Origin of the sequence: Sphaerospermopsis kisseleviana CS-549, assembly GCF_028329225.1 — a bacterium.
In the GTDB taxonomy this organism is placed as follows: Bacteria; Cyanobacteriota; Cyanobacteriia; order Cyanobacteriales; family Nostocaceae; genus Sphaerospermopsis; species Sphaerospermopsis kisseleviana.
Genome location: NZ_JAQMTI010000321.1, coordinates 20,359 through 41,836, shown reverse-complemented (window position 1 = coordinate 41,836; position 21,478 = coordinate 20,359). Strand labels below are relative to the sequence as shown.

Annotated in this window: 18 protein-coding genes; 8 read left to right on the top strand and 10 right to left on the bottom strand. The window is 39.8% G+C overall.

All coding sequences use genetic code 11. The features are described from left to right. Positions 1-366: 366 nt before the first annotated feature. A complete protein-coding gene (locus tag PN497_RS24955; protein WP_272111025.1) occupies positions 367-1,947 on the bottom strand; it encodes a DUF1565 domain-containing protein in 1,581 nt (526 codons plus the stop codon). A 307-nt stretch (positions 1,948-2,254) separates the two neighbouring features. Between PN497_RS24955 and PN497_RS24950 the strand changes: the two genes are divergently transcribed. Both PN497_RS24950 and thiS read left to right on the top strand, forming a co-directional pair. After that, positions 2,255-3,298: a thiamine phosphate synthase gene (locus PN497_RS24950; RefSeq protein WP_096571074.1), complete on the top strand. Its 1,044-nt coding sequence runs from the start codon at positions 2,255-2,257 to the stop codon at positions 3,296-3,298. Positions 3,299-3,360: 62 nt separating this feature from the next. After that, positions 3,361-3,573, top strand: a complete 213-nt coding sequence (thiS, locus tag PN497_RS24945; RefSeq protein WP_096571076.1) for a sulfur carrier protein ThiS — start codon at positions 3,361-3,363, stop codon at positions 3,571-3,573. Positions 3,574-3,704: 131 nt separating this feature from the next. Here thiS and PN497_RS24940 read toward each other — a convergent pair whose 3' ends face one another. Then, positions 3,705-4,979 (bottom strand): glycosyltransferase family 4 protein, encoded by a 1,275-nt coding sequence (locus PN497_RS24940; protein ID WP_096571078.1) that lies wholly within the window; start codon positions 4,977-4,979, stop codon positions 3,705-3,707. 1,250 nt (positions 4,980-6,229) lie between these two features. Here PN497_RS24940 and PN497_RS24935 point away from each other — a divergent pair. Then, positions 6,230-7,189 (top strand): DUF1517 domain-containing protein, encoded by a 960-nt coding sequence (locus PN497_RS24935; protein WP_096571080.1) that lies wholly within the window; start codon positions 6,230-6,232, stop codon positions 7,187-7,189. A 71-nt stretch (positions 7,190-7,260) separates the two neighbouring features. Here PN497_RS24935 and PN497_RS24930 read toward each other — a convergent pair whose 3' ends face one another. From PN497_RS24930 to PN497_RS24920, 3 genes are all read right to left on the bottom strand, one after another. Further along, positions 7,261-9,144: a bifunctional serine/threonine-protein kinase/formylglycine-generating enzyme family protein gene (locus tag PN497_RS24930; protein ID WP_096571082.1), complete on the bottom strand. Its 1,884-nt coding sequence runs from the start codon at positions 9,142-9,144 to the stop codon at positions 7,261-7,263. A 469-nt stretch (positions 9,145-9,613) separates the two neighbouring features. Further along, positions 9,614-10,345, bottom strand: a complete 732-nt coding sequence (locus PN497_RS24925) for a DUF1995 family protein (RefSeq protein ID WP_096571084.1) — start codon at positions 10,343-10,345, stop codon at positions 9,614-9,616. Between the two features lie 580 nt (positions 10,346-10,925). Continuing rightward, positions 10,926-11,774: a M28 family peptidase gene (locus PN497_RS24920; RefSeq protein WP_096571086.1), complete on the bottom strand. Its 849-nt coding sequence runs from the start codon at positions 11,772-11,774 to the stop codon at positions 10,926-10,928. Positions 11,775-12,099: 325 nt separating this feature from the next. Between PN497_RS24920 and dnaK the strand changes: the two genes are divergently transcribed. The 4 genes from dnaK (at position 12,100) to PN497_RS24900 (ending at position 16,520) form a co-directional block, all read left to right on the top strand. Further along, positions 12,100-14,190, top strand: a complete 2,091-nt coding sequence (gene dnaK, locus PN497_RS24915) for a molecular chaperone DnaK (RefSeq protein WP_096571088.1) — start codon at positions 12,100-12,102, stop codon at positions 14,188-14,190. Between the two features lie 181 nt (positions 14,191-14,371). After that, entirely contained in the window at positions 14,372-15,367 is a 996-nt protein-coding gene (locus tag PN497_RS24910; protein ID WP_096571089.1) for a DnaJ C-terminal domain-containing protein, read from the top strand. Between the two features lie 306 nt (positions 15,368-15,673). Then, positions 15,674-16,216, top strand: a complete 543-nt coding sequence (locus PN497_RS24905) for a J domain-containing protein (RefSeq protein ID WP_096571091.1) — start codon at positions 15,674-15,676, stop codon at positions 16,214-16,216. 37 nt (positions 16,217-16,253) lie between these two features. Further along, positions 16,254-16,520, top strand: a complete 267-nt coding sequence (locus PN497_RS24900) for a DUF3143 domain-containing protein (RefSeq protein WP_096571093.1) — start codon at positions 16,254-16,256, stop codon at positions 16,518-16,520. 388 nt (positions 16,521-16,908) lie between these two features. On the opposite strand, the gene PN497_RS24895 is transcribed toward PN497_RS24900, so the two are convergent. From PN497_RS24895 to PN497_RS24875, 5 genes are all read right to left on the bottom strand, one after another. Next, the gene (locus PN497_RS24895; protein ID WP_096571095.1) at positions 16,909-17,349 is read right to left on the bottom strand and encodes a DUF29 domain-containing protein; all 441 of its coding nucleotides are present in this window, start codon (positions 17,347-17,349) and stop codon (positions 16,909-16,911) included. 46 nt (positions 17,350-17,395) lie between these two features. Then, the gene (locus tag PN497_RS24890) at positions 17,396-18,145 is read right to left on the bottom strand and encodes an isoprenyl transferase (protein WP_096571097.1); all 750 of its coding nucleotides are present in this window, start codon (positions 18,143-18,145) and stop codon (positions 17,396-17,398) included. Beyond that, positions 18,142-19,080: a diadenylate cyclase CdaA gene (gene cdaA, locus PN497_RS24885; RefSeq protein ID WP_096571099.1), complete on the bottom strand. Its 939-nt coding sequence runs from the start codon at positions 19,078-19,080 to the stop codon at positions 18,142-18,144. The genes PN497_RS24890 and cdaA overlap by 4 nt, the downstream gene beginning before the upstream one ends. A 123-nt stretch (positions 19,081-19,203) precedes the next feature. Continuing rightward, a complete protein-coding gene (gene lysA / locus PN497_RS24880) occupies positions 19,204-20,595 on the bottom strand; it encodes a diaminopimelate decarboxylase (RefSeq protein WP_096571101.1) in 1,392 nt (463 codons plus the stop codon). 62 nt (positions 20,596-20,657) lie between these two features. Further along, positions 20,658-20,822 (bottom strand): hypothetical protein, encoded by a 165-nt coding sequence (locus tag PN497_RS24875; protein ID WP_272111023.1) that lies wholly within the window; start codon positions 20,820-20,822, stop codon positions 20,658-20,660. 1 nt (position 20,823) lies between these two features. Here PN497_RS24875 and rimI point away from each other — a divergent pair, with 1 nt between their 5' ends. Beyond that, the gene (gene rimI / locus PN497_RS24870; protein ID WP_187041230.1) at positions 20,824-21,372 is read left to right on the top strand and encodes a ribosomal protein S18-alanine N-acetyltransferase; all 549 of its coding nucleotides are present in this window, start codon (positions 20,824-20,826) and stop codon (positions 21,370-21,372) included. Positions 21,373-21,478: the final 106 nt, after the last annotated feature.

Genomic DNA, 21,478 nt, shown 5'->3' with positions numbered 1-21,478 from the left:
CTGTCCTGAGCCTGTCCTGAGCCTGTCCTGAGCCTGTCCTGAGCCTGTCCTGAGCCTGTCCTGAGCCTGTCCTGAGCCTGTCCTGAGCCTGTCCTGAGCGGTGTCGAAGGGCGGTGTCGAAGGGCGGTGTCGAAGGGCGGTGTCGAAGGGCGGTGTCGAAGGGCGCAGTCGAAGGGCGCAGTCGAAGGGCGCAGTCGAATAAGCCGAAGTGCTTTCAAAAAGTGCCAGCTTTTATGAGGTGGCAACTGAAAAACCTTGCACTTAATTCCTACTTAAAGAAAAAATCGTTCCTATCCAACTCTTGAAACTGTCACCGTGGCGTAGCACCTGTCACCTAGCCTTCACAGATAACTTTTTCAGCAAACCCTAATTAAGAGGCTGAATAATGCCTCTCAAACCCATGCTACTCAAGGTTTGAACCATTTGATTAGCACTATCTTGACTGCTAAAAACGCCCACTTGCATGACTCTGCGACCTTGTAAGACTCTGGAAAAAGCATCAGGAACTATTGAACGCACTAATTCCTGTTGTGAGTCACTGATAACCGGCACTACAACCCGATAACGTACACCCGGACGAGTATTTGTATAGCTTCTGGGTGCTGTGGCTATTCTAGAATTACTAATAGTTTTTGGGTTATCGGGTTGTTGATTTCTCATAAGTTGAGGTGCAACAAACTCAATAACCCCTGGTTCAACCTGCACATAATTTAATTCCGATGTGTTTTGGGAATTATTTCTGGGCAAAGAACCCTGTCCGTTAACATTGGTAGTTGGTAGCTGTGGTGATTGACCTGATTGACTATTTGGGCGTGTATTTCCGCTACTCGATAAAATCACGCGAGATGGGTTAAATTTTTGGGGAATGTTGGCAGCAGCAAAAACTATTTCTGTTTCTGTAGCTATTTCCTCTACAGGTACAGAAGTAGGTGGAGAATTTCTGACTATTGGTGCTGTTGTGCCGCTAGTATCTACATTGCCGCTAATGCGATTTTTGTTGAGGTTATTGCCAGCAGCATAAACTACTTGTTTAGCAGCTTTGGCGTTAATATCATAACGACGATTATTTCTAAATTCATTACCACCCGGTTCTCTGCTATTACCTAAATCTGGTGTAGCTTGGGCAATGACTACTAAACCATCTTCTTGACTGCCTTGAATGAGATTATTCCGCAAAACTGGGCTAGTATTGGCTTGAACTACAATCCCTGATCTATTGTCTAAAATCTGATTACCAACCACTACGGGAGCCGCATTTTGGGCAATGTTAATCCCAAAACCGGTACTTTGAAAGAGATTTTCCCTAATTTCAGGACGGGCATCACCAGAAATTGTAATTCCATTAGCACCATTACCCTGAAAATAATTTTTGCGAATGCTGGGAGTAGCATTACCAGTGATGGAAATTCCATCTTGGGTATTGCTGGTAAAGGTGTTTTCCTCAACTACCGTATTAGCAAATTCAATCCATAAACCATAACCACGGCTGTTAGAGTTGGTGACAGTAACACCGCTTAAACTGGCTTGATTTGCACCTACAATGGCTACGTTTTGACGGCCAAAGCTGCGACTGAGATAGTCACCACCACCAACAATATTTACTCCTTTGCCTTTTTTACCAATATTTCCTTGAATAGCTACACCTGGTTTGATGATTAAGGGAAATACTTCTCCTGTGTTGGCGCTGTATGTACCAGTAGCCAGCATAATCACAGTATTTGATTGTGCTAGTTGCAAAGCTTGAGTAATTGTCCCAAAAGGAGCGTTTCGACTACCATTCCCATTTTGGTCATTGCCGATACTGGGGTTGACAAACAGCAGGTTAACTTGAGAAATTGTACTCTCATCGTTAAATTTCTGTTCTGATCTGATGGTAATCTGAGCAATGGCGCTGCTAAAATTTGTGTCTAAAAGTGCTATACTTCCTATTCCTAAAGCAACGCTCACACTTAATATTGAGGTGGGCAGAACTGAAGGTTTAAGTAGGTAGGAGCAAATCCGCTTTTGTAAAGGGATATTTGGTAGACGCTTATGAAACTCTTGAAGGGGAGGCATAAACTTTATATAACTCCTGAAAAACACACAAATGATTTTTATCCGCTCAACCAGTCTTGTCCATAATATTCTTATTTTTCACCCAGTGCCTGTTTTTGATCCGGGTAAATTTAGTCAATTTTTCACAAAAAACCGCAAAGATGCAGATATTATTTAAGAGGCTGGATGTTTCTGTGAGACTACAAGCAAGGTTATTTTAATGGTCGAAGCCCACAGCCAAACACAACAAATACAACAAGTGGTTTATCGCATTTTAGACGCAAATTTGGATCGCGCCCGCGAAGGGTTGCGAATTATTGAGGAATGGTGTCGTTTTGGTTTAAATGATGCCCAGTTAGCTGAAGACTGTAAGCACCTCCGTCAAGAGGTCTCTAAGTGGCATACTGCACAAATCAGGGCAGCACGAGATACGCCAGGTGATATTGGTACTGATTTAACCCATCCCCAAGAAGAACAACGAAGTTCAATTACATCTTTGTTACAAGCTAATTTTTGCCGTATACAAGAAGCTTTGCGGGTTTTGGAAGAATATGGCAAGCTTCATGATGCCGAAATGGGGAAAACTTTTAAGCAAATGCGCTATCAGGTTTACACCCTGGAAAGCACTTTGATGGGTTATCAACGTCATCAGTTACTTTGGCGATCGCGTCTGTATCTGGTAACATCCCCGGTAGATAATTTGTTGGAAATTGTGGAAGCTTGTCTCAAAGGCGGGTTAACTTTGCTACAGTATCGAGAAAAATCTGCTGATGATATGATTCGTTTAGATAGAGCTAGAAAACTACGGCAGCTATGTCACGATTATGGCGCTTTGTTTATCATTAATGACCGTATAGATTTGGCTTTGGCTGTAGATGCAGATGGGGTACATTTGGGACAACAAGATATACCTATTGCTGTAGCCCGTCAGTTGTTGGGTCCCCAGCGGTTGATCGGTCGCTCTACCACAAATCAAAAAGAAATGCAAGGGGCAATTGCTGAAGGTGCGGATTATATTGGTGTGGGTCCTGTATATGAAACACCGACTAAAGCAGGTAAAGCCGCAGCAGGTTTAGATTATGTGAGGTATGCGGCTAAAAATTGTCAAATTCCTTGGTTTGCTATTGGGGGCATAGATGCCAGTAATATTAATGATGTCATGGATGCGGGAGCGCAACGGGTAGCTGTGGTGCGATCGCTCATGCAAGCTGAACAACCTACTTTAGTCACACAATATTTTATTTCTCAGCTTTATAGGAAGTAGGGGACTGGTGACTGGTGACTGGGGACTGGGAAGATAAATAACGTAATTACCAATTACGAATTATGTCTAATCAAATTAGTTTACAAGTGAACGGGGAAACACGCAGTTGTTTATCCCCAACGCTTTTACCAGAATTACTTCAGCAGTTGGGTTTTAATCCCCGCTTGGTAGCGGTGGAATATAATGGTGAAATTTTACACCGTCAGTTTTGGACAGAAACTCAAATTAAAGATGGCGATCGCCTAGAAGTTGTTACCATCGTCGGTGGAGGATAGAAGAGGTTACAGGTGACAGGTGACAGTTGATAGTTGATAGTTGATAGTTGATAGTTGATAGTTGATAGTTGATAGTTGATTGGTGATTGGGAAACATCAAATTGATTACCCAGTCCCCAGTCCCCAGTCATCTAATTCAATAGACAAGAATAACGAGATTCAGGATTATATAACCAGCGGTGATAGGTTTTGCGTTTGGCTAATTCTTGTCCTTGACGACCGAGTTTTTCCCGCAGTTGTTGGTCTTGACATAATCTTTTGAAAGCTTGTAAAACTTCATAACCAGAATTGGGATCTACCAACAGGCCATTTTCTTCATGGTGGACTGCATCCAAAATACTCCCTAAGCGAGAGGCGATTACAGGTTTACCAAAGTATCCTGCTTCTAAATGAACTATTTCAAAATTATCAAAATTATCAAAATTATCTATGTTTCTGGCTTTGTCTTCCTGTAAATTTAGCATGGCGAAAATGTCACAGGCTGCATAATAATTGGCTAATTCCCGTTCTGGTACATTCCCAGCAAAATGCACTCTTTTATCCACCCGCAAACGCTGACATTGGGATTTTAGTTGTTGTTCACAAAGTCCTATTCCGCAAATTATGTAATGAACATCTACGCCAATAGTTAATAGTAAAGGAATGTTATCTATTACTTTGTCAAAGTTTTTATTTTTAATTAATTTACCGACAGAAAGAATGACAATTGCTGTTTCAGAAATGTTGTAAGTTTGACGTAAGCGGATACGTAAATCATCCAGATGACTGAGATTGCTAGGAGTACCAAACTTTTCTAGTCTTACTATTGGGTTAATGACATGAGTAGGAGTATCTAAGCGAAAAATATTTCTTAAAGTTTCTCTAATATAAGAATTGTTACAAACAATTCCTTCGGCTCTTTTGAGGGTAATTTTCAATAAAAATCGCCATAAAGGATGACGGGAAATATCAACCAAATCATTACCGTGGAGGTAGATAAAAAAGCGAATCGGTAAGATATAACTGAGTAATAACAAAGCTGGAAAATCGTAGCCGTGACACCATTCGATGTAACGGTAATGATAGCGAAAATATAATCTTATGGCTAGTAATAATGAGCAAACAAAGTTAAAAAAATTGAATAATGGCTTGATTATAATGCTCAAAAAATTACCACCAAATAAACTCAGCCAAAGACTCAAGTTAGTCCAACGATAAACAGGAAACTGTTGTGATTTATCAAATATTTTATCTCCACAGCAACCAGCAGCCAGTACAATTACTCTGTCTGGATCTTGTAAACAACGATTATAAATATATTCTCCAATGACAGCTTCTTGGGGATGAAAGATGCGGGAGATAACTAAAATATCTGGACAAGCAGTTTTCTCCCTAATTTGTGTTCCTAGTTGTGAAATATGTTCCATAATTCAGGTTGATAAATAAGCTGCAAATTTTTAAACTACAGTAGGGAACTTTTAACAGGGAACAAGGTTAAAAGCATCTAATTAAATAATGTATTTAAACTTTAAGAAGTATGAAAATAGCCTTATCAATCTGTAAAGTAAACTTGATCGTGTTTAGAGATTGATTGGGAGCATCCCAAATGTGTAAATTTATTTTTATCTAGGGAAATAAAATGCTCCAAGACTTGATATGATTGAACCGCAAAGGACGCAAAAGACACAAAGATAAGAGATTATGAGAGATTTTTTAGTGTTGCTGCGTTCATTTGGTCAAAATTGGGATGCTCCTGATTGATTTTGCAAATTGTAGCTACAAAACTTGGTTCAATATATTCATGCCAGAATTTTTAATCAATATTGATTATCCCCATTTGCTCAAAAAATTGGTATCAAATTGGTATCAAACATTTGTTTCTTGTCTGCCAATTTCTTACCAAAGGAGGATTTTTAACATGATTATTTTGACACGATGAAATAAAGCTAGAGTTGCTCGTTGATATGCTCCAGTAATTGTATAGCGACTGCTGGAAAAATTAAATCTAGCTGATACTTAGTAGATTAGCTTGAATTTTGCCAAAATTCATGCCAAAATGCCAAAAAGTCATGAATAAATGATACTTTGAATTATGCTTCTTCTATCAAAATGATGATTTAAATCACATAATATTTTGTAATTCCTCATAGTTAATATTATTATTTATTGTGTTGGATAGATTATAAGTATGAAAACGAAAACTATCAATAAATAGGTTGTCATTTGCTTTGATTAATACTGGTGTAATTTTACCAAGCTTTCTCAAGGTAATAGCTGATTACTGATAGCTAATTACTGATAACTGATTACTTAAACCTCCTTACCAATATGTGCTGAACATAGGTTCTTGATCCGGAAAAAATTTATTCACTATCAAAAATAATTTAACCGAGAGGTTGTTATACCTAAGTTAAAATTATTGCTGTTAAGTATGTCATGCTCCAGAGAAGGTAATAATTAATTGATTCCAAAGTTTTGCACTGGTACAGATATTTTGCGGTACGGTTATCAACCAAGGAATCTTCGCTGTCTTCCCTGCCAAGTAGTGTGCATTCACGGTAGATTAAAGATATGGCTGACAATCCCTGCGGCAGATTGTGGTGATTATGTTCTACCTTGTCTGAATCCTAGCAATAGGAGAAAAATCTTAAAAATATTGTTTTTTGGTAGCTTGTTTATGCAAAAAAAATTACAACGAATCCTCAAACCCCTGTTAAAAATTTCTTTTGTCCTGGGTCTAGTTTTGGCTTTAGCATTGGGTAATGCTGATGGTGCTTTAGCTGCACGCAGTGGTGGACGTATTGGCGGCGGTTCGTTTAGAATGCCATCAAGCAGGACTTACACACCTCGTACATACTCACCTCCTGGTGGTGGGGGATATTATCCTGGTGGTGGTTTTGGTTTTCCTTTCCTGATACCTTTTTGGGGTATTGGTGGTGGTTTTGGTGGACTGTTCACAATTTTGATTTTCTTTGCGATCGCTAACTTTTTAGTCCAAACTTTCCGTCGTGTCACCAGTGGAGATACTGAAGAAGTAACTTATAGCAGTAACCCCAATGTTTCTATCACTCGGTTACAAGTTGGTTTATTAGCACAAGCTAGAGGTTTACAAAGCGAACTTAACCAAATAGCTGAAAAAGCTGATACCAACACTCCAGAAGGAAGAGCAGAAATTTTACAAGAAGCAAGTTTAGCTTTGCTGCGTCATCCTGAATATTGGGTTTATGCTGGTGGTGGTACACAACAAGCTAAGTTAAACGCGGCTGAATCTCAATTTAACCGTTTATCCTTGGCTGAACGTAGCAAATTTAGCGAAGAAACTCTTTCTAATGTCAACAATCAGTTAAAATCTGTTTTGGCTAAAGAATTACCCGGTGATGTGGATAACCCTACCCGTTTAATTAGTGAAGGTCCAGGAGAGTATATTATTGTCACCTTATTAGCTGCAACCTTGGGTAAATGGGACATTCCCCAAATTAATAGCGCCGACGACTTACGTCAAGCTTTACGACAAGTTGGTAGTCTTCCCGGTGAGCAAGTTTTAGCTATTGAAGTGTTGTGGACTCCCCAAGCAGAAGGTGATACTTTGACTTCTGATGATTTGTTTGCTGAATATCCTGATTTAAAGCTGGTTTAGTCAACCTATACTCACAAAGTAAAATGTAGGGGTTTAGCAATGCTAAACCCCTATCTCATTATTGTTGACATTTAAACTTCAGCGGAAAACACCACCCGAAAACCCGACATTCTTAAACCACTTTCCGCTTCATTCCAACTGCGACTAGCACTGCGACAAAGTTCCGCGCTAAAATTCCAAGCACCACCGCGCAAAACCCGACGATGGATATCACCACCAATATCCCAGACACTACCATTTACAGGTGCGCCATGATAATTATTATGCCAAGGATCTGCACACCATTCCCAAACTAACCCGTGCATATCATACAACCCAAAGGCATTTGCTATATCCAAACTGCCTACATCTGTTATTTTGTTGTAGAAATTACTTTTGGGTTCAATTGCATAAATTTCACTACCGTTACAATTAATTAAATCAGAAGTTACTGTTTCCCCAAAATGAAAAGATGTGGTAGTTCCTGCACGACAAGCGTACTCCCATTCTGCTTCACTCGGTAAACGATAATTTCTTCCTGTTTTCAGCGACAACCGCAAACAAAATTCTATTGCTTCATACCAAGAAACGTTTTCTATCGGTAAATTTGCACCTTTAAATTTTGCTGGGTTGGGATTTAAATCTTGAGTAACTTTGGGTAATGCTGCTACCGCTTTCCATTGTGCTTGAGTAATGGGATATTTCCCTATATAAAAAGGTTCTATTTTCACTCGATGTTGGGGATGTTCATCCGCATTACCTTCAAATTCTGGTGAACCCATTAAAAAACTACCACCAGGAATTGATACCATTTCTAAGGTGACGTTTCTATTCAATTCTTCTGCGAAAAATTGGGACTTTCCTCTGTCTCGGTAAAGTTCTCTCCCTCCTGTATCTACAGTAATAATCTCAAAATCAAATGTTTCTAAATCTGGAACAGGAACAATAATTTTTTGTTGTTTTGTAGGTGTTTCGATAATAGGGGCAAATTTTAACTCTATCGGTGTTGATGATTCGATGTTTAAATAATTTGGGAAATTATTTGGTAAATTATTTGGGAAATCATGTTTTAAATCATGTAACACTTCTATTGCTGACTGATATCTATCACTAGGAAAATGTTGTAGCAAATGATCTAAAATGTATGTTAATTCTTCACTAATAGTAATCCCTTTTTCTTGTAAACGTTGTTTCCATAACCATTTTGCATTCATCGGATCATACAGAGGATCTTTCAATCCATAGGTATGTTGCATGGGTAAATCTTGAGTTAATAATCTCACACAAGTTACACCCAAAGCATATAAGTCACTTCCATGACAAGCAAAACCTGCCATTTGTTCTGTGGGTGCATATCCTAATGTATAAATAGCTGTTGCTTGTCTAGCTATACTTGTTTGGGTGACTTGTTTTGCACCACCAAAGTCAATTAATACAGGTTTTTGGTCTGCATTTCTTCTAATAATATTCTCTGGTTTAATATCCCGATGGATAACGTTTTTTTTGTGAATAAAATCAATAACTGGTAATAAGTCTATTAGCAGTTGACGCACTTCTTTCTCAGTATACGTCTTTTCTTTGACTTCTTCTAGGAGTGTTTTCCCAATAATAAATTCCTGCACTAAATACAAACTTGAACCTTGTTCAAAGTAAGCTAATAAACGGGGAATTTGCGGATGGTTTTCTCCTAGTTCATACAACCGAAAAGCCTCTTCTTTGAAAAATTCTGCGGCTTTTGCTCGTTGTCCTGTTCCCTGCACTTGGGGGAAAAATTGCTTAATAACGCAAGGTGCGTCTAGTCTGTCTACATCTTCTGCTGCGTAAGTTTTGCTAAACCCACCTTCACCTAATAACCGCAAAACACGGTAACGGTTTCTGAGGATTTCACCAAATTTATCATGTCCACAAACGATGCAAAACTTACTGTAGTTGGGGTTGAAGGGGTTGGAACAATTGGGATTTTGGCAAATTTGCATGGCTGAGGGGAAGATAGCATTTTTTCCAAATTCAGCCCCAATATTTAATTAGTTATTAGTTATCACTTATTCATTTATCAGCAGTAATTAAAAAGGGTTATATATGGGCGCACAGATTTCAATTATAAGATAAAGATTAGAATAATTTTGATAATTTGTCAATGGTTTTTTAATTGTTTTTTGGTAGCTTTATATCATATTTTTGCCCTGTAAATAGTTATATAATGTCCGGTTGAACACTTATCATATCTGTGGAGGCTGGTAATTGGTAATTGGTAATTGGTAATTGTTAATTGGTAATTGGTAATGGAACACCTACATGGTAAGTGATTGGGCAGACATAATATTATTTACTATGCTAATTTACTATGCTGATTTTATATTTATAAACCAATAACCTGTGTAGAGAGGCTGTATACAACATCTGTGAATACCACATCTCTACATTAAGTTGTAAATTGGCGGAAACCTAACTACTCAACGCCTTGATAAACCGCTGCAAACTCTTAAACACACTGGGTTTTTTCGCGGGTGTTCCGTCAGTGGTTTGTGGTTGTTCTTTCATCAGGATCATGTCTATTTCATCACCTGATGGTTTTTTAGGTAATTCAGCTATTTTTTGATATTCGCCTGCGGTTTCTAACCACACTTCCCAATCTCCAGGATAGCAGCGCATAAGGGCGCTTTCATCATCGACAGGACGCAGATAATAGCAAGATTCAATGGTACTAATGAAACGTTTGCGGGTTTCTCGCGCTGCATAACCTATACCCACTGTACCGGAGTCTTCCAGACGGGGGTTTAACATGACAAAGGGGCGTTCACCAATTAATTCACAAAGTTTTTCTAGTTGGGGTACTTCTACGGAAGTAGGGGCGATAAACAGGAAAATTTCATCTTCTGGCTGAATTTTTGCTTCTAGGGAAGCAGTTCTTCCTGTACCGATATCTAAAATTTTAAATGGTACATCTGCCCAGTCTCGACAGGCTAAAGCGGCTGCACCAGCATCTGCAAAGAAGACTTTAAGACCAGATTCATATTCAGCGAATACAGGGAGAAATTGTTCTGCAACTGGCATAAATTTGAGTTCTGGGAACAGTAACTCAACTTGAATGCGAGTGATACCATCAGCTAAAGCCGATTTTACCGCTTCACGAGATTGAGCGATCGCATCTTCTAGGGTTTTGGGTAGTTCAGCCATAATTTACAGAAGTACGTTTTTTCATCAATTATTAAGAATAACTCGAAAACTCTAATTCATTTTGTAGGCGTAAGTAAAAGACGGAAGTAAAATGTAAGCTGTTGTGCATTTAATTTATATAAGTGGAACAGGCATCTTGCCTGTTAAACAAGAGTTTAGAATATTAGGATTATACAATTTAGCTGTGTAACAGCTTAGTAATGTGAAATTGTGGTTAGGTGATGCAGAATTAGCCTTTCAATCACGTTAATAAAGTTCAATTTTGTGAAGAATTCGGGGATATTTTTCAGGAGTATCCCAAATATATAAGTTTATTTTTTGCCTGATTTAAAGACGTGAAATGAACAAACCACCTTAACTGAAGTGTTCCCGCAAGGTAGGACAAAAAGGATACGAAGGGAAGAGAGAAAAATAGAGTTTTTGGTGTTGCTGAGGTTATTTTCTAAAAATTGGGATGTTCCCTATTTTTCACTATAAACCAGATCGCCTTCCTGAAAAAGGATCTAATAATATACCAGGCTTTGGCTGTAAATTTTCCAAAAGAAATCGGCTATTTTTCTGTTTAAACTTTTATTCAAATTTACAAACACCTAATACCGCTTTCCAAACCTTCACAAACACCAACAAGAAAATCTAAATCCAAACTAGCAATAGTATCACTCGGTTTGTGATAATTAGGATTTCGCATAAATGCCGTATCTGTCACCATAATTGCTGGATAACCTTGATCCCAAAAAGGTGCATGATCACTTAGTCGAGTTTGGGGAACTAATAAACCCCGATTTGGTACTGGTAGTAACTGACAAGGTAAACCCGATTTACTAATAGCACTACGGATATTGACTAAATCTCCTAAAGTCCGTAAATTGCCAATTAAACCAATAAAATCTCCAGTATTGGGGTACAATCTATCTAAAAAAGCTGGATATCTTTGCGAACCAGGTCTGCAATCCCGATATCCTAACATTTCCAAAGAAATCATTAAACGTAGACGTTGCTTTTGTTGGTGTAATAAAGCTGCATAGTCAGCACTACCTAACAAACCATATTCTTCCATATCAAAAGCAACCAAGCGCAAAGGATATCTAGCAGGTGCTTGGGTAAAAGTTCTGGCAAATTCTAACAAAACTGCCACCCCAGTAGCATTATCATCAGCGGCTACAGTACCAGGTACACCATCATAATGAGCGCCCACCAAAATCGGAGGAAAATCAAGCTTTTGTCTTTTCTCTTGAGCAGGTAAATTTAAAATCAGGTTATTACAACTTTTACTCCCCACTTTAAAGGTGTGGATTTCCACACTTCCCCATTGTCCTAATTCGTTGCGGATGTATTCTTGAACAAAGAAATGTCCCGCACTGGCCATATAAGGATCGCGTTCCCGTGCAATTTCTTGGAGATGATTTTGCAATCTTTGTTTTAAAGTCAAGATGGTGATTGGTGACTGGTGACTGGTGACTGGTGACTGGTGATTGGTGATTGGGAAAGAAAATTATTAATTTTGTATGAGTGCCTTCTGTTCCCTGTTCCCTGTTCCCTGTTCCCTGTTCCCTTTCTGCAAATGCTATCCTATGTTTGGCAAGTGACAGGTTAAGCTACAATTTCTCTAAATTATCTAAATTATTGAATTTATGGAATTAATGATGATAATTATACCATTGGGCGGTTTTTAACATCTGGTTGCAAGCGGAAAATATGCCTCCCAATCATAATATATAGATGTAGTCAAACACGCAGCAGGAGAAGAGTAACGCATGGGCAAGGTAGTCGGCATCGACTTGGGTACAACCAACTCAGTAGTCGCCGTGATGGAGGGTGGCAAGCCGGTGGTGATTGCCAATGCTGAAGGTATGCGAACCACCCCTTCTGTTGTCGGCTTCAGCAAGGAAGGCGAAAGGGTGGTAGGGCAAATGGCCAGACGGCAAACTGTGCTGAATCCCCAAAATACTTTTTTTGCAGTTAAACGCTTCCTTGGGCGCAGGTATGCTGAACTTAATCCAGATTCCAAGCGCGTACCCTACACCATTCGTAAGGATGAAATGGGCAGTATTAAAGTTGCCTGTCCGCGATTAAATAAAGAATTTGCCCCGGAAGAAATTTCAGCAATGGTGCTGAAGAAATTGGCGGCTGACGCTAGTCGTTATTTGGGTGAACCTGTTACAGGGGCTGTAATTACAGTACCTGCTTATTTTAATGATTCTCAACGTCAAGCTACTCGCGATGCTGGCAGAATCGCAGGTTTAGAAGTGCTACGTATTCTTAATGAACCTACCGCCGCTTCCCTAGCCTACGGATTAGAAAGAGGTGACGTAGAAACCATCCTGGTTTTTGACTTGGGTGGTGGAACTTTTGATGTTTCTATTCTAGAAGTAGGTGACGGAGTTTTTGAAGTTAAAGCTACCAGTGGAGATACTCAGTTAGGTGGTAATGATTTTGACAAAAAAATAGTTGATTGGTTAGCGGAGCAGTTTTTAGAAGCAGAAGGAGTAGATTTAAGACGCGATCGCCAAGCTTTACAACGGTTAATGGAAGCCGCAGAAAAAGCCAAAATTGAACTTTCTGCCGTCAGCGTTACCGATATTAACCTACCCTTTATCACCGCTACCGAGGACGGACCCAAACATTTAGAAACTCGCCTCACCCGTTCCCAGTTTGAAGGTTTATGTGCTGACTTAATCAGTCGTATTCGTAACCCAGTCAAACGGGCGTTAAAAGATGCCGGACTATCACCTGTAGATATTGAAGAAGTTGTATTAGTAGGTGGTTCAACCAGAATGCCAATGGTGAAACAGCTAGTACAGGATTTAATTGGCATTGAAGCCAGCGAAAACGTCAACCCTGATGAAGTGGTAGCCGTAGGTGCAGCTATTCAAGCAGGTATTCTGGCAGGAGAAACAAAGGATGTCCTGTTATTAGATGTCACACCCTTATCCTTGGGTTTAGAAACCATAGGTGGTGTGATGAAAAAACTCATTCCCCGCAATACCACCATCCCCGTCAGACGATCTGATATTTTTTCTACATCGGAAAATAACCAAAACAGTGTAGAAATTCACGTAGTCCAAGGGGAAAGGGAAATGGCAGCAGATAACAAATCCTTGGGACGTTTCAAACTGTATGGTATTCCCCCAGCACCTAGAGGTATACCGCAAATTCAAGTAGCTTTTGATATAGATGCCAACGGTATTTTACAGGTAATGGCATTAGATCGGACAACTGGACGAGAACAGAGTATTACTATTCAAGGTGCTTCTACTTTGAGTGAATCAGAAATTAACAGAATGATTCAAGATGCTCAGAAATATGCTGATATTGACCGGGAACGGAAAGAAAGAGTAGAAAAACGGACTCGTTCCGAAGCTTTGATTTTACAAGCAGAAAGACAACTGCGGGAAGTAGCCTTAGAAATGGGGATGCAGTTTGCTCGCAACCGTCGTCAACGCATTGACAATATTTGCCGGGAACTGCGAGAAAGTTTAAAAGATGATGATGATCGGGGCATTGATCAGGCTTACTCAGACTTGCAAGATGCTCTCTATGAGCTAAATCGAGAAGTCCGTGAGTATTATGCTGAAGATGAAGACGAAGATTTATTTGGTGCGATTCGGGAAATCTTCACAGGTGATAAAGAACGGGAACGGGATTATTCTCCCAGAGAAACCTATCGAGAACGGGATTCTTATAACAGAGACTATGGTAGAGGCAATGGTAGAGGCAATGGCAGGGAATATGGAAGAGACTATGGTCGAGAAAATCGTTCTTCCTCTTATGATAACAGTCCTCCCCCCCGTCCCAGTCGTCCCAGCTACCAGGATAATTGGGATGATGACGATGATTGGCTGTAAATTTTAGATTCAGGAGTCAGCAGGCAGAAGGTAGAAGTCAGAAGGCAGGAGAAATGAAAATTGTAACTTTTGTCTCTTACTATTCCCTATTCCCTGTTCCCTGTTCCCTATTCCCTGCGATGCACTGAGCTTGTCGAAGTGTTCCCTGTTCCCACTGATAACTAATAACTGATAACTGACTATGCAAAACTTGCAAAATTTCCGCGATTATTACGAGATTTTGGGAGTCACAAAAGAAGCCTCTAGCGAAGAAATTAAAAAGGTTTATCGCAGGTTAGCAAGGCAATATCACCCTGATCTTAATCCTGGTGACAAGGAAGCAGAAGAAAAATTTAAGACTATTGGTGAGGCTTATGAAATTTTGTCCGATCCGAGTAGGCGATCGCAATATGATCAATTTAGCCGCTACTGGAAACAAAAAGGCTTTGCTGGTAGCAAACAGTCACCAAAACCAAAGGGTTGGGGAGATAGTCGCACCAACACCCGTACTAGTCAAGAGGTAGATCCCAGCGAGTTTCCTGATTTTGAAAGTTTTATTAATACAGTCATAGGTGTTAGCAGTCGCAAAGATACCAGAACTAATACTGATAGTACAACTACTAGCGACCCGTTTCGCACTCCCAGAACCAAAGTTGCTTATACAGTTAACACACCACCCCGTACTACTCGCAGAGATATTGAAGCGAGGTTAACTTTACCTCTAGAAAAAGCTTATCAAGGTGGTAATGAAAGAATACGTTTAGAAGATGGGCGATCGCTCGAAGTAACTATGCCACCTGCTATGGTTACGGGTCAAACTATCCGCTTGCGAAATCAAGGGATCGGCGGCGGTGATTTATACTTAAAAATTACTGTTGAAACCCATCCATTGTTTAAACTAGAAGGTGCAAATATTTTCTGTCAAATTCCTGTAACTCCCAGTGAAGCGGTTTTAGGTGGACAGGTGGAAGCACCCACTTTAGATGGTCCTGTGAAAATGACCATTCCCCCCGCAGTCAGATCCGGTCAAAGATTTAGATTAGCTAATAAAGGTTATCCCGTAGAAGGTGGTAAACGGGGTGATCAATTAGTAGAAATTCAAATAGTCACACCGAAAAATATTACTACTGAAGAAAGGCAACTGTATGAAAAATTGCGGGAAATTGAAAGTTTTAAACCAAGGGCGGATTTGATTTAATGGTAATTTTTTCATTATTTGTATTTTCATATTTCAGGTACATAGCTGATGGCTGACGGCTGATAGCTGAATGCTTACTGAAATTAATTAGTGAGGGCATATTATGAGTGTATTTCTCAAGAATGACCCAGGATTGCTATATTAATAGCAGATTTGTGATAGTGTTTTCTCATCATCAGGAAAAAATTATCTGCGTTTATCTGCGTTTATCTGCGTTTAATGCTAAATTCCCGCACCTCACTAGGACGGGAAAAGTAGTCATAATTTAAAATATAAGAACAGATGTGATCAAAGTGAATCAAAACCGTGAGTCAAACTGGGACACAGGCACAAAGCAGTAACACTACAACATATTACACCCTCTTGGGACTGCATCCCTCAGCGTCAGTCATAGATATACGTCGCGCTTATCGGGAACTAAGTAAACAGTATCATCCAGATACAACAGAATTACCTGATCATGTTGCTACTGCCAAATTTCAGGAAATTAACGAAGCTTACGCTACTCTCAGTCATCCAGAGCGCCGTTTAAGTTATGATTTAAAGATTGGTTATTCTCGATTTGGGGTAATTCAAATACCAACAGATTTAAACCATCCAACCCATAAACCCCATGATTATTCTAAATCAATGTACTTGGATGCAAGCGATCGCCCTTTATCATCGGGTGAAATCTTTGTATTATTTGTTTTAGGATTAACCTTTGTTGGTTGTTTAGTATTGGCGATCGCCATTGCTGCTTTGCGTGGTGAACCCTTACAAACCCAACTTACCCAACCCACCCCAACCACTCAACATCTAGTTTCCATGTTCCAAAATCACAACCCTCAACCAGCCGAATTTTTTTAATTTTTAATTTTTAATTTTTAATTTTTTTTAATTGCTTATGCTTCCCGCCAACACACCACTGTATAACCATCCCCTCCCACAAATTGAAAAATGGCTAAAAGAGCAAGGTTGTCAACAAGATGACACCGAGTTACATTGTTGGCGCGTGCAAAAACCAACTTGGCAAGCGGATCTATGGTTAGATATTGAACAAATCACCGTGAGATATATTAACGCTGGAGAAAATGGTCAAGATATCCAACGTTCCTTTAAATATTCTCTCAGTCGGGAAGATATTCAAGCAGCTGTTTTTTCTGGCCCATAAATCCAATTCCAGCATCGTTTTTACATCCTAAGTAGTCGTGCAAAATAAATTTCATAGTTAGGAGAGGGAACAGGGAACAGGGAACTCTTAACAGGGAACAGGTAAGGTTTACAGAGATTTTTTCTTCAATAACTATGTGCAATTAATTTTGCCTGGGTACTTATACAAAGAAGGCAAAAGGCAAGAGTTTGGGCTATCTGTTATCCCCAAATTTTTTGATTTCCGATCCCCGAAATGCACAGTTTTTCTGGTATACCTTTCAAAAGCCTTGCACTTTTCTGGGCGGACAGAAATGAAAAAATGTCTTTAATTCTCCTCCTGACTCCTGACTCCTAGCCCTAACGAAAGGACTTTTATGCCTAACAGCACGCTACGCGAACAGCAAGCCCTAGTTATTCTCCCAAAAGTTAGAATTTAGGAGTATTTCTAACTCCGATGAATACGGCCATTCCGAAGGAAAATTGACTGATTTATACTCACTCCTGACATTAGTTAAACTTCGTCGCCAAGCTTCCTGAAAACTCGTATCCCATAGAGACTTGAGACTGGGTACTTGGGTAATTAATACATCAAGTTCAGTTCGTTGAGTCCGAATTGTGCGTTCCCACCCATTATAATCGTAGGTTAAGTCAACATATAATCGCTTGAGTAAATGTTCTAGTAATACAATTAAACGACTCAATAGTTCTCTTTTTTGCGAAGTTCCCAAAGCCTCTACTTCCTCAATCAGATTTTCAATATCCAAGGTTTCAAAATCCCGTGCTTTGAGCTTCGCAACAGTATCTTCAACCCAGAGTAAAATATCTTGATCATAGAGGGATAGTGTCATATTTAATTTTTCTCCCAAATCTTACTATTGAATATAGCATTACTTCCTAAACCTTCCCAAACCGCCGTTCTCGTTGTTGATAAGCACATAAAGCGCGGTGAAATTCCTTTCTATCAAAATCTGGCCAGAGAGTATCAGTAATATAAATTTCACCATAGGCCATTTGCCAAAGTAAGAAATTAGATAAACGCATTTCTCCACTGGTGCGGATTAGCAAATCTGGATCAGCGATACCAGCTGTATATAAATGACTTTCAAATAACTGTTCAGAAATTTCATCTGGTTTTAATAAACCTTCCTCTACTTTTTGGGCGATCGCTCGACAAGCTTGTAAAATCTCCTGCCTACCGCCATAATTAGTAGCTACTGTAAACTTAATACTTTGATTATCCTTAGTTTCTGCCATAGAGCGAGAAATTTCTTCTTGTAGCGATTTTGGTAAAGCTTGTAAATTACCCACAAACTGAATCTGCACATTTTCTTCTACCATTTCCCGCAGTTCTTGACGCAGAACCCTTTGGAAAAGACTCATTAAAAACTCCACTTCTTCCTGTGGTCTTTTCCAGTTTTCCGTAGAAAAAGCGTAAGCAGTGAGAGCTTTAATACCCCAATCTTTACAACAGCGTAACAAATCCTTGAGGGCATCAACTCCCCGCTTATGCCCCATAATTCGAGGTAGACCTTGACGTTTAGCCCATCGACCATTGCCATCCATAATCACCGCAACGTGCTGGGGGAGTAATTCTCGTTTTAAATCAGAAGGCAAATATTGCAGTTCAGTATGTTGTGTAGTCATTTTTCGGTCTTATTTTTTTGGCGAGAAGCAGTCGATGGTAATCTAAGTAAACGTGAAACCAGTGCTAATGTTTGACCACCTAGTTGACGACCTAAACTGAAAAGACCAGGTGCTACAGCTTCTCGGTCTACAGTTGGCGAAAATCGTTCCTCTAAAGACTCTTTTAACTTTCTAATCGTCAGTGGTCTATATAAAGTTCCCCTTTCAGCTAAGGAAATAGAACCCGTTTCTTCTGATACAACGACACAAATGCAATTTTCGACACGCTCGGTAATTCCCATTGCTGCCCGATGGCGTGTACCCAACTGGCGTGAGGCTGTGCGTCCTGAAAGTGGTAAAATTATACCGGATGATACAATCCGCGAACCACGGATCAAAGTTGCCCCATCATGCAATAAAGTTTTGGGCTGAAAAATTGTCTGTATCAGTTCCTTAGACACCTCTGCATTTAACTTTACACCAGGTACAGAAAAATCTCGCTCATCCATTGGTCCGGTAGTTTCCAAAATCAGCAAAGCACCAATCCGATTTTTTGACAGTTCTTTCACAGCATCGACAATTTCATCAATCACGCTATCAGATTTAGGCACTGTCAAGCGGTTAGGTTGAAACAACTGCCGAAACTCACCCCGTCCCAATTGTTCCAAAAATCGGCGAAACTCTGACTGGAGTGCTACGGCCATAGCTACAGCACAACCAATTACCAACTTTTCCAAAACGAAATTGAGCAAAGGTAGTCCCAAATTCCCACTCAATGCTGAGGCCAGCATCAAGATTATAAATCCTCGCACCATCCATAGTATCCGGCGTTCACTAATAATCACCAGGATCATGTATGTCAACGCCAGCACTAAAAGAATATCCAGAGTCCCAAGCAGCAAGGACTGTGACCATCCCAGGTTTGTCGTCAGCCATTGCTTCCACCAATCTCTCATGACATCTGGATTCTAATAGTCATTAGTCATTAGTCATTAGTCATTAGTCATTAGTCATTAGTCATTAGTCATTAGTCATTAGTCATAATTCTTAGCTAATGACCAATGACCAAGAAAAAATAACTATTTCAATTTTTCAGGTAGGCAATCTTGGCGAATGATGTCTTGATAGGTTTCCCTTTGCAAAATTAAATTTGCTTCACCGTTAGCTACTAACACAGCAGCTGGTCGGGGTAGACGATTATAGTTAGATGCCATACTGTAATTGTATGCTCCAGTTGCCATAACTACGAGAACGTCGCCTGGTTCAGTTTTGGGAAGTGGGGCGTTTTTAATCAGAATATCTCCTGATTCGCAGTGTTTACCTGCTACTGTGACTGTTTCTGTTAAAGGAGCGGACATTTTGTTAGCAACAACAGTCCGATAAACTGATTGATAGGTGATGGGGCGGGGATTATCTGACATTCCGCCATCAATTGTCACATAAGTACGAATATCAGGAATTGTTTTAGCTGATCCAATAGTGTAGGCAGTAACGCAAGCTGTGGCAATGAGCGATCGCCCTGGTTCACACAGGAGTTTGGGGAGGGGCAAGTTTTCAGCAGCGCAAGCTTCTTGCACTACTTCACAAATCGCCTTTGACCATTCTTCAATGCTTGGGGGATCGTCTGATTCGGTGTACTTAATCCCTAAACCACCACCGACATTTAACTCTGTCAATTCTAAATTATATTTTGCTGCATCTCGCAACCACTGTACCATTACAGCAGCCAAATCTCTATGGGGTTGACGTTCAAAAATTTGCGAACCAATATGAGCGTGTACACCCACACAGTTTAAAGCGGGTTGTTTACTTACAAAGGCAAATACCTCTTCTAAATCATTAGGGTCAAACCCAAATTTACTATCTAAGTGTCCGGTGCGAATATACTCATGGGTATGACATTCAATCCCCGGAGTTAACCGCAGCATAATACGGATGGCTGAATCTTTGGTTGCTAGTTCTACCAAAGTATGTAATTCATACCAGTTATCAACAACAATGGTACAACCTGATTCAATGGCTAAAGTTAGCTCATCACGGGATTTATTATTTCCGTGGAGGTAGATTTTCTCTGGACTCACACTGGCTTCTAAAGCTGTGTAAAGTTCACCACCAGATACTACATCTATTCCTAAACCTTCTGAAGCGACAATGGCGCAAACTGCTAAACAATTCCATGCTTTAGAGGCGTACAATACTTGAGATTCACCTTTGTAGTATTTTTTAAAGGTATCCCGGTATTGTTGGCAAGCTGTCCGCAAGGTTGTTTCATCCAAAATATATAAAGGTGAACCAAACTGCTGAACTAGCTTTGTGACATCACACCCACCGATTTCTAGAAAATCATCACGATTAACTCTAGCAGTCAAGGGTAGGAGTTGTTGATTAGGAGAAATATTTGTACTATCCTGGCTGGGAGATAGATATTGATTGCCAGAAGGTTGAACCTTGACGGGGTGAGTCGATACCATAACTAAATTAGAATTTGTCCTTGTTAAAATTACGAGCGTGAGTTAATATCCCGATTTTCAGTTTACTGCTTTATTGGTGATTGGTGACTGGTGATTGGTGACTGGTGACTGGTGACTGGTGACTGGTGACTGGTGACTGGTGACTGGTGACTGGGAAAATAAAAATAATTTTCCCCTGCTTCCCCTGCTTCCCCTGTTCCCTGTTCCCTGTTCCCTGTTCCCTTCATCGTGAAACTATTAGATTTAAAAATTCAATCCTTAACTTCAGAGAATTTAAGTGAACTACTAGAACTTGATAAAGCCTGTTTTGATGGGTTGTGGACTATGGAGGGCTACCGTCGAGAACTGGAAAGTCCTAATAGTCATTTTTTAGGTTTATTTGCCCCATTTTCTAGTTGTGGTTTGTTGGGAATGGGTTGTTTTTGGTCAATTTTAGAAGAAGCGCATATTACAATTTTGGCGGTTCATCCTGAATATCAGGGTCAAGGTTTAGGACAGGCTTTGTTGTATGCTCTACTCAAAACAGCAAGCGATCGCGGTTTAGAAAGGGCAACATTGGAAGTTCGGGTTTCTAATGAAAAGGCAATTTCGCTTTATGAAAAATTTGGCTTTAAGACTGCTGGTAAAAGACCACGCTATTACCAAGATAATAATGAAGATGCTTTAATTTTGTGGACTTCTAACCTACAACAGCCCAGTTTTCTCAAAAATTTGGATGATTGGGAAGTGATGATTAGCGATCGCCTAGCCAAATCTTCTTGGAGTTTAACTGAATAGGTGACTGGGGACAGTAATAAGGGGATAGGAAATAGGGAGAAATATTTACCTTCTGCCTCCTGCCTCTCCCAATGCCCAATTTATCAATATTTCAAAATAAATATTT

Excerpts from the sequence above, each read along its gene's own strand:
- PN497_RS24950 (WP_096571074.1), top strand. The coding sequence starts at position 2,255 with ATGGTCGAAGCCCACAGCCAAACACAACAAATACAACAAGTGGTTTAT.
- thiS (WP_096571076.1), top strand. The coding sequence starts at position 3,361 with ATGTCTAATCAAATTAGTTTACAAGTGAACGGGGAAACACGCAGTTGT.
- PN497_RS24940 (WP_096571078.1), bottom strand. The coding sequence starts at position 4,979 with ATGGAACATATTTCACAACTAGGAACACAAATTAGGGAGAAAACTGCT.
- PN497_RS24935 (WP_096571080.1), top strand. The coding sequence starts at position 6,230 with ATGCAAAAAAAATTACAACGAATCCTCAAACCCCTGTTAAAAATTTCT.
- PN497_RS24930 (WP_096571082.1), bottom strand. The coding sequence starts at position 9,144 with ATGCAAATTTGCCAAAATCCCAATTGTTCCAACCCCTTCAACCCCAAC.
- PN497_RS24925 (WP_096571084.1), bottom strand. The coding sequence starts at position 10,345 with ATGGCTGAACTACCCAAAACCCTAGAAGATGCGATCGCTCAATCTCGT.
- dnaK (WP_096571088.1), top strand. The coding sequence starts at position 12,100 with ATGGGCAAGGTAGTCGGCATCGACTTGGGTACAACCAACTCAGTAGTC.
- PN497_RS24910 (WP_096571089.1), top strand. The coding sequence starts at position 14,372 with ATGCAAAACTTGCAAAATTTCCGCGATTATTACGAGATTTTGGGAGTC.
- PN497_RS24900 (WP_096571093.1), top strand. The coding sequence starts at position 16,254 with ATGCTTCCCGCCAACACACCACTGTATAACCATCCCCTCCCACAAATT.
- PN497_RS24895 (WP_096571095.1), bottom strand. The coding sequence starts at position 17,349 with ATGACACTATCCCTCTATGATCAAGATATTTTACTCTGGGTTGAAGAT.
- PN497_RS24890 (WP_096571097.1), bottom strand. The coding sequence starts at position 18,145 with ATGACTACACAACATACTGAACTGCAATATTTGCCTTCTGATTTAAAA.
- cdaA (WP_096571099.1), bottom strand. The coding sequence starts at position 19,080 with ATGAGAGATTGGTGGAAGCAATGGCTGACGACAAACCTGGGATGGTCA.
- lysA (WP_096571101.1), bottom strand. The coding sequence starts at position 20,595 with ATGGTATCGACTCACCCCGTCAAGGTTCAACCTTCTGGCAATCAATAT.
- PN497_RS24875 (WP_272111023.1), bottom strand. The coding sequence starts at position 20,822 with ATGAAGGGAACAGGGAACAGGGAACAGGGAACAGGGGAAGCAGGGGAA.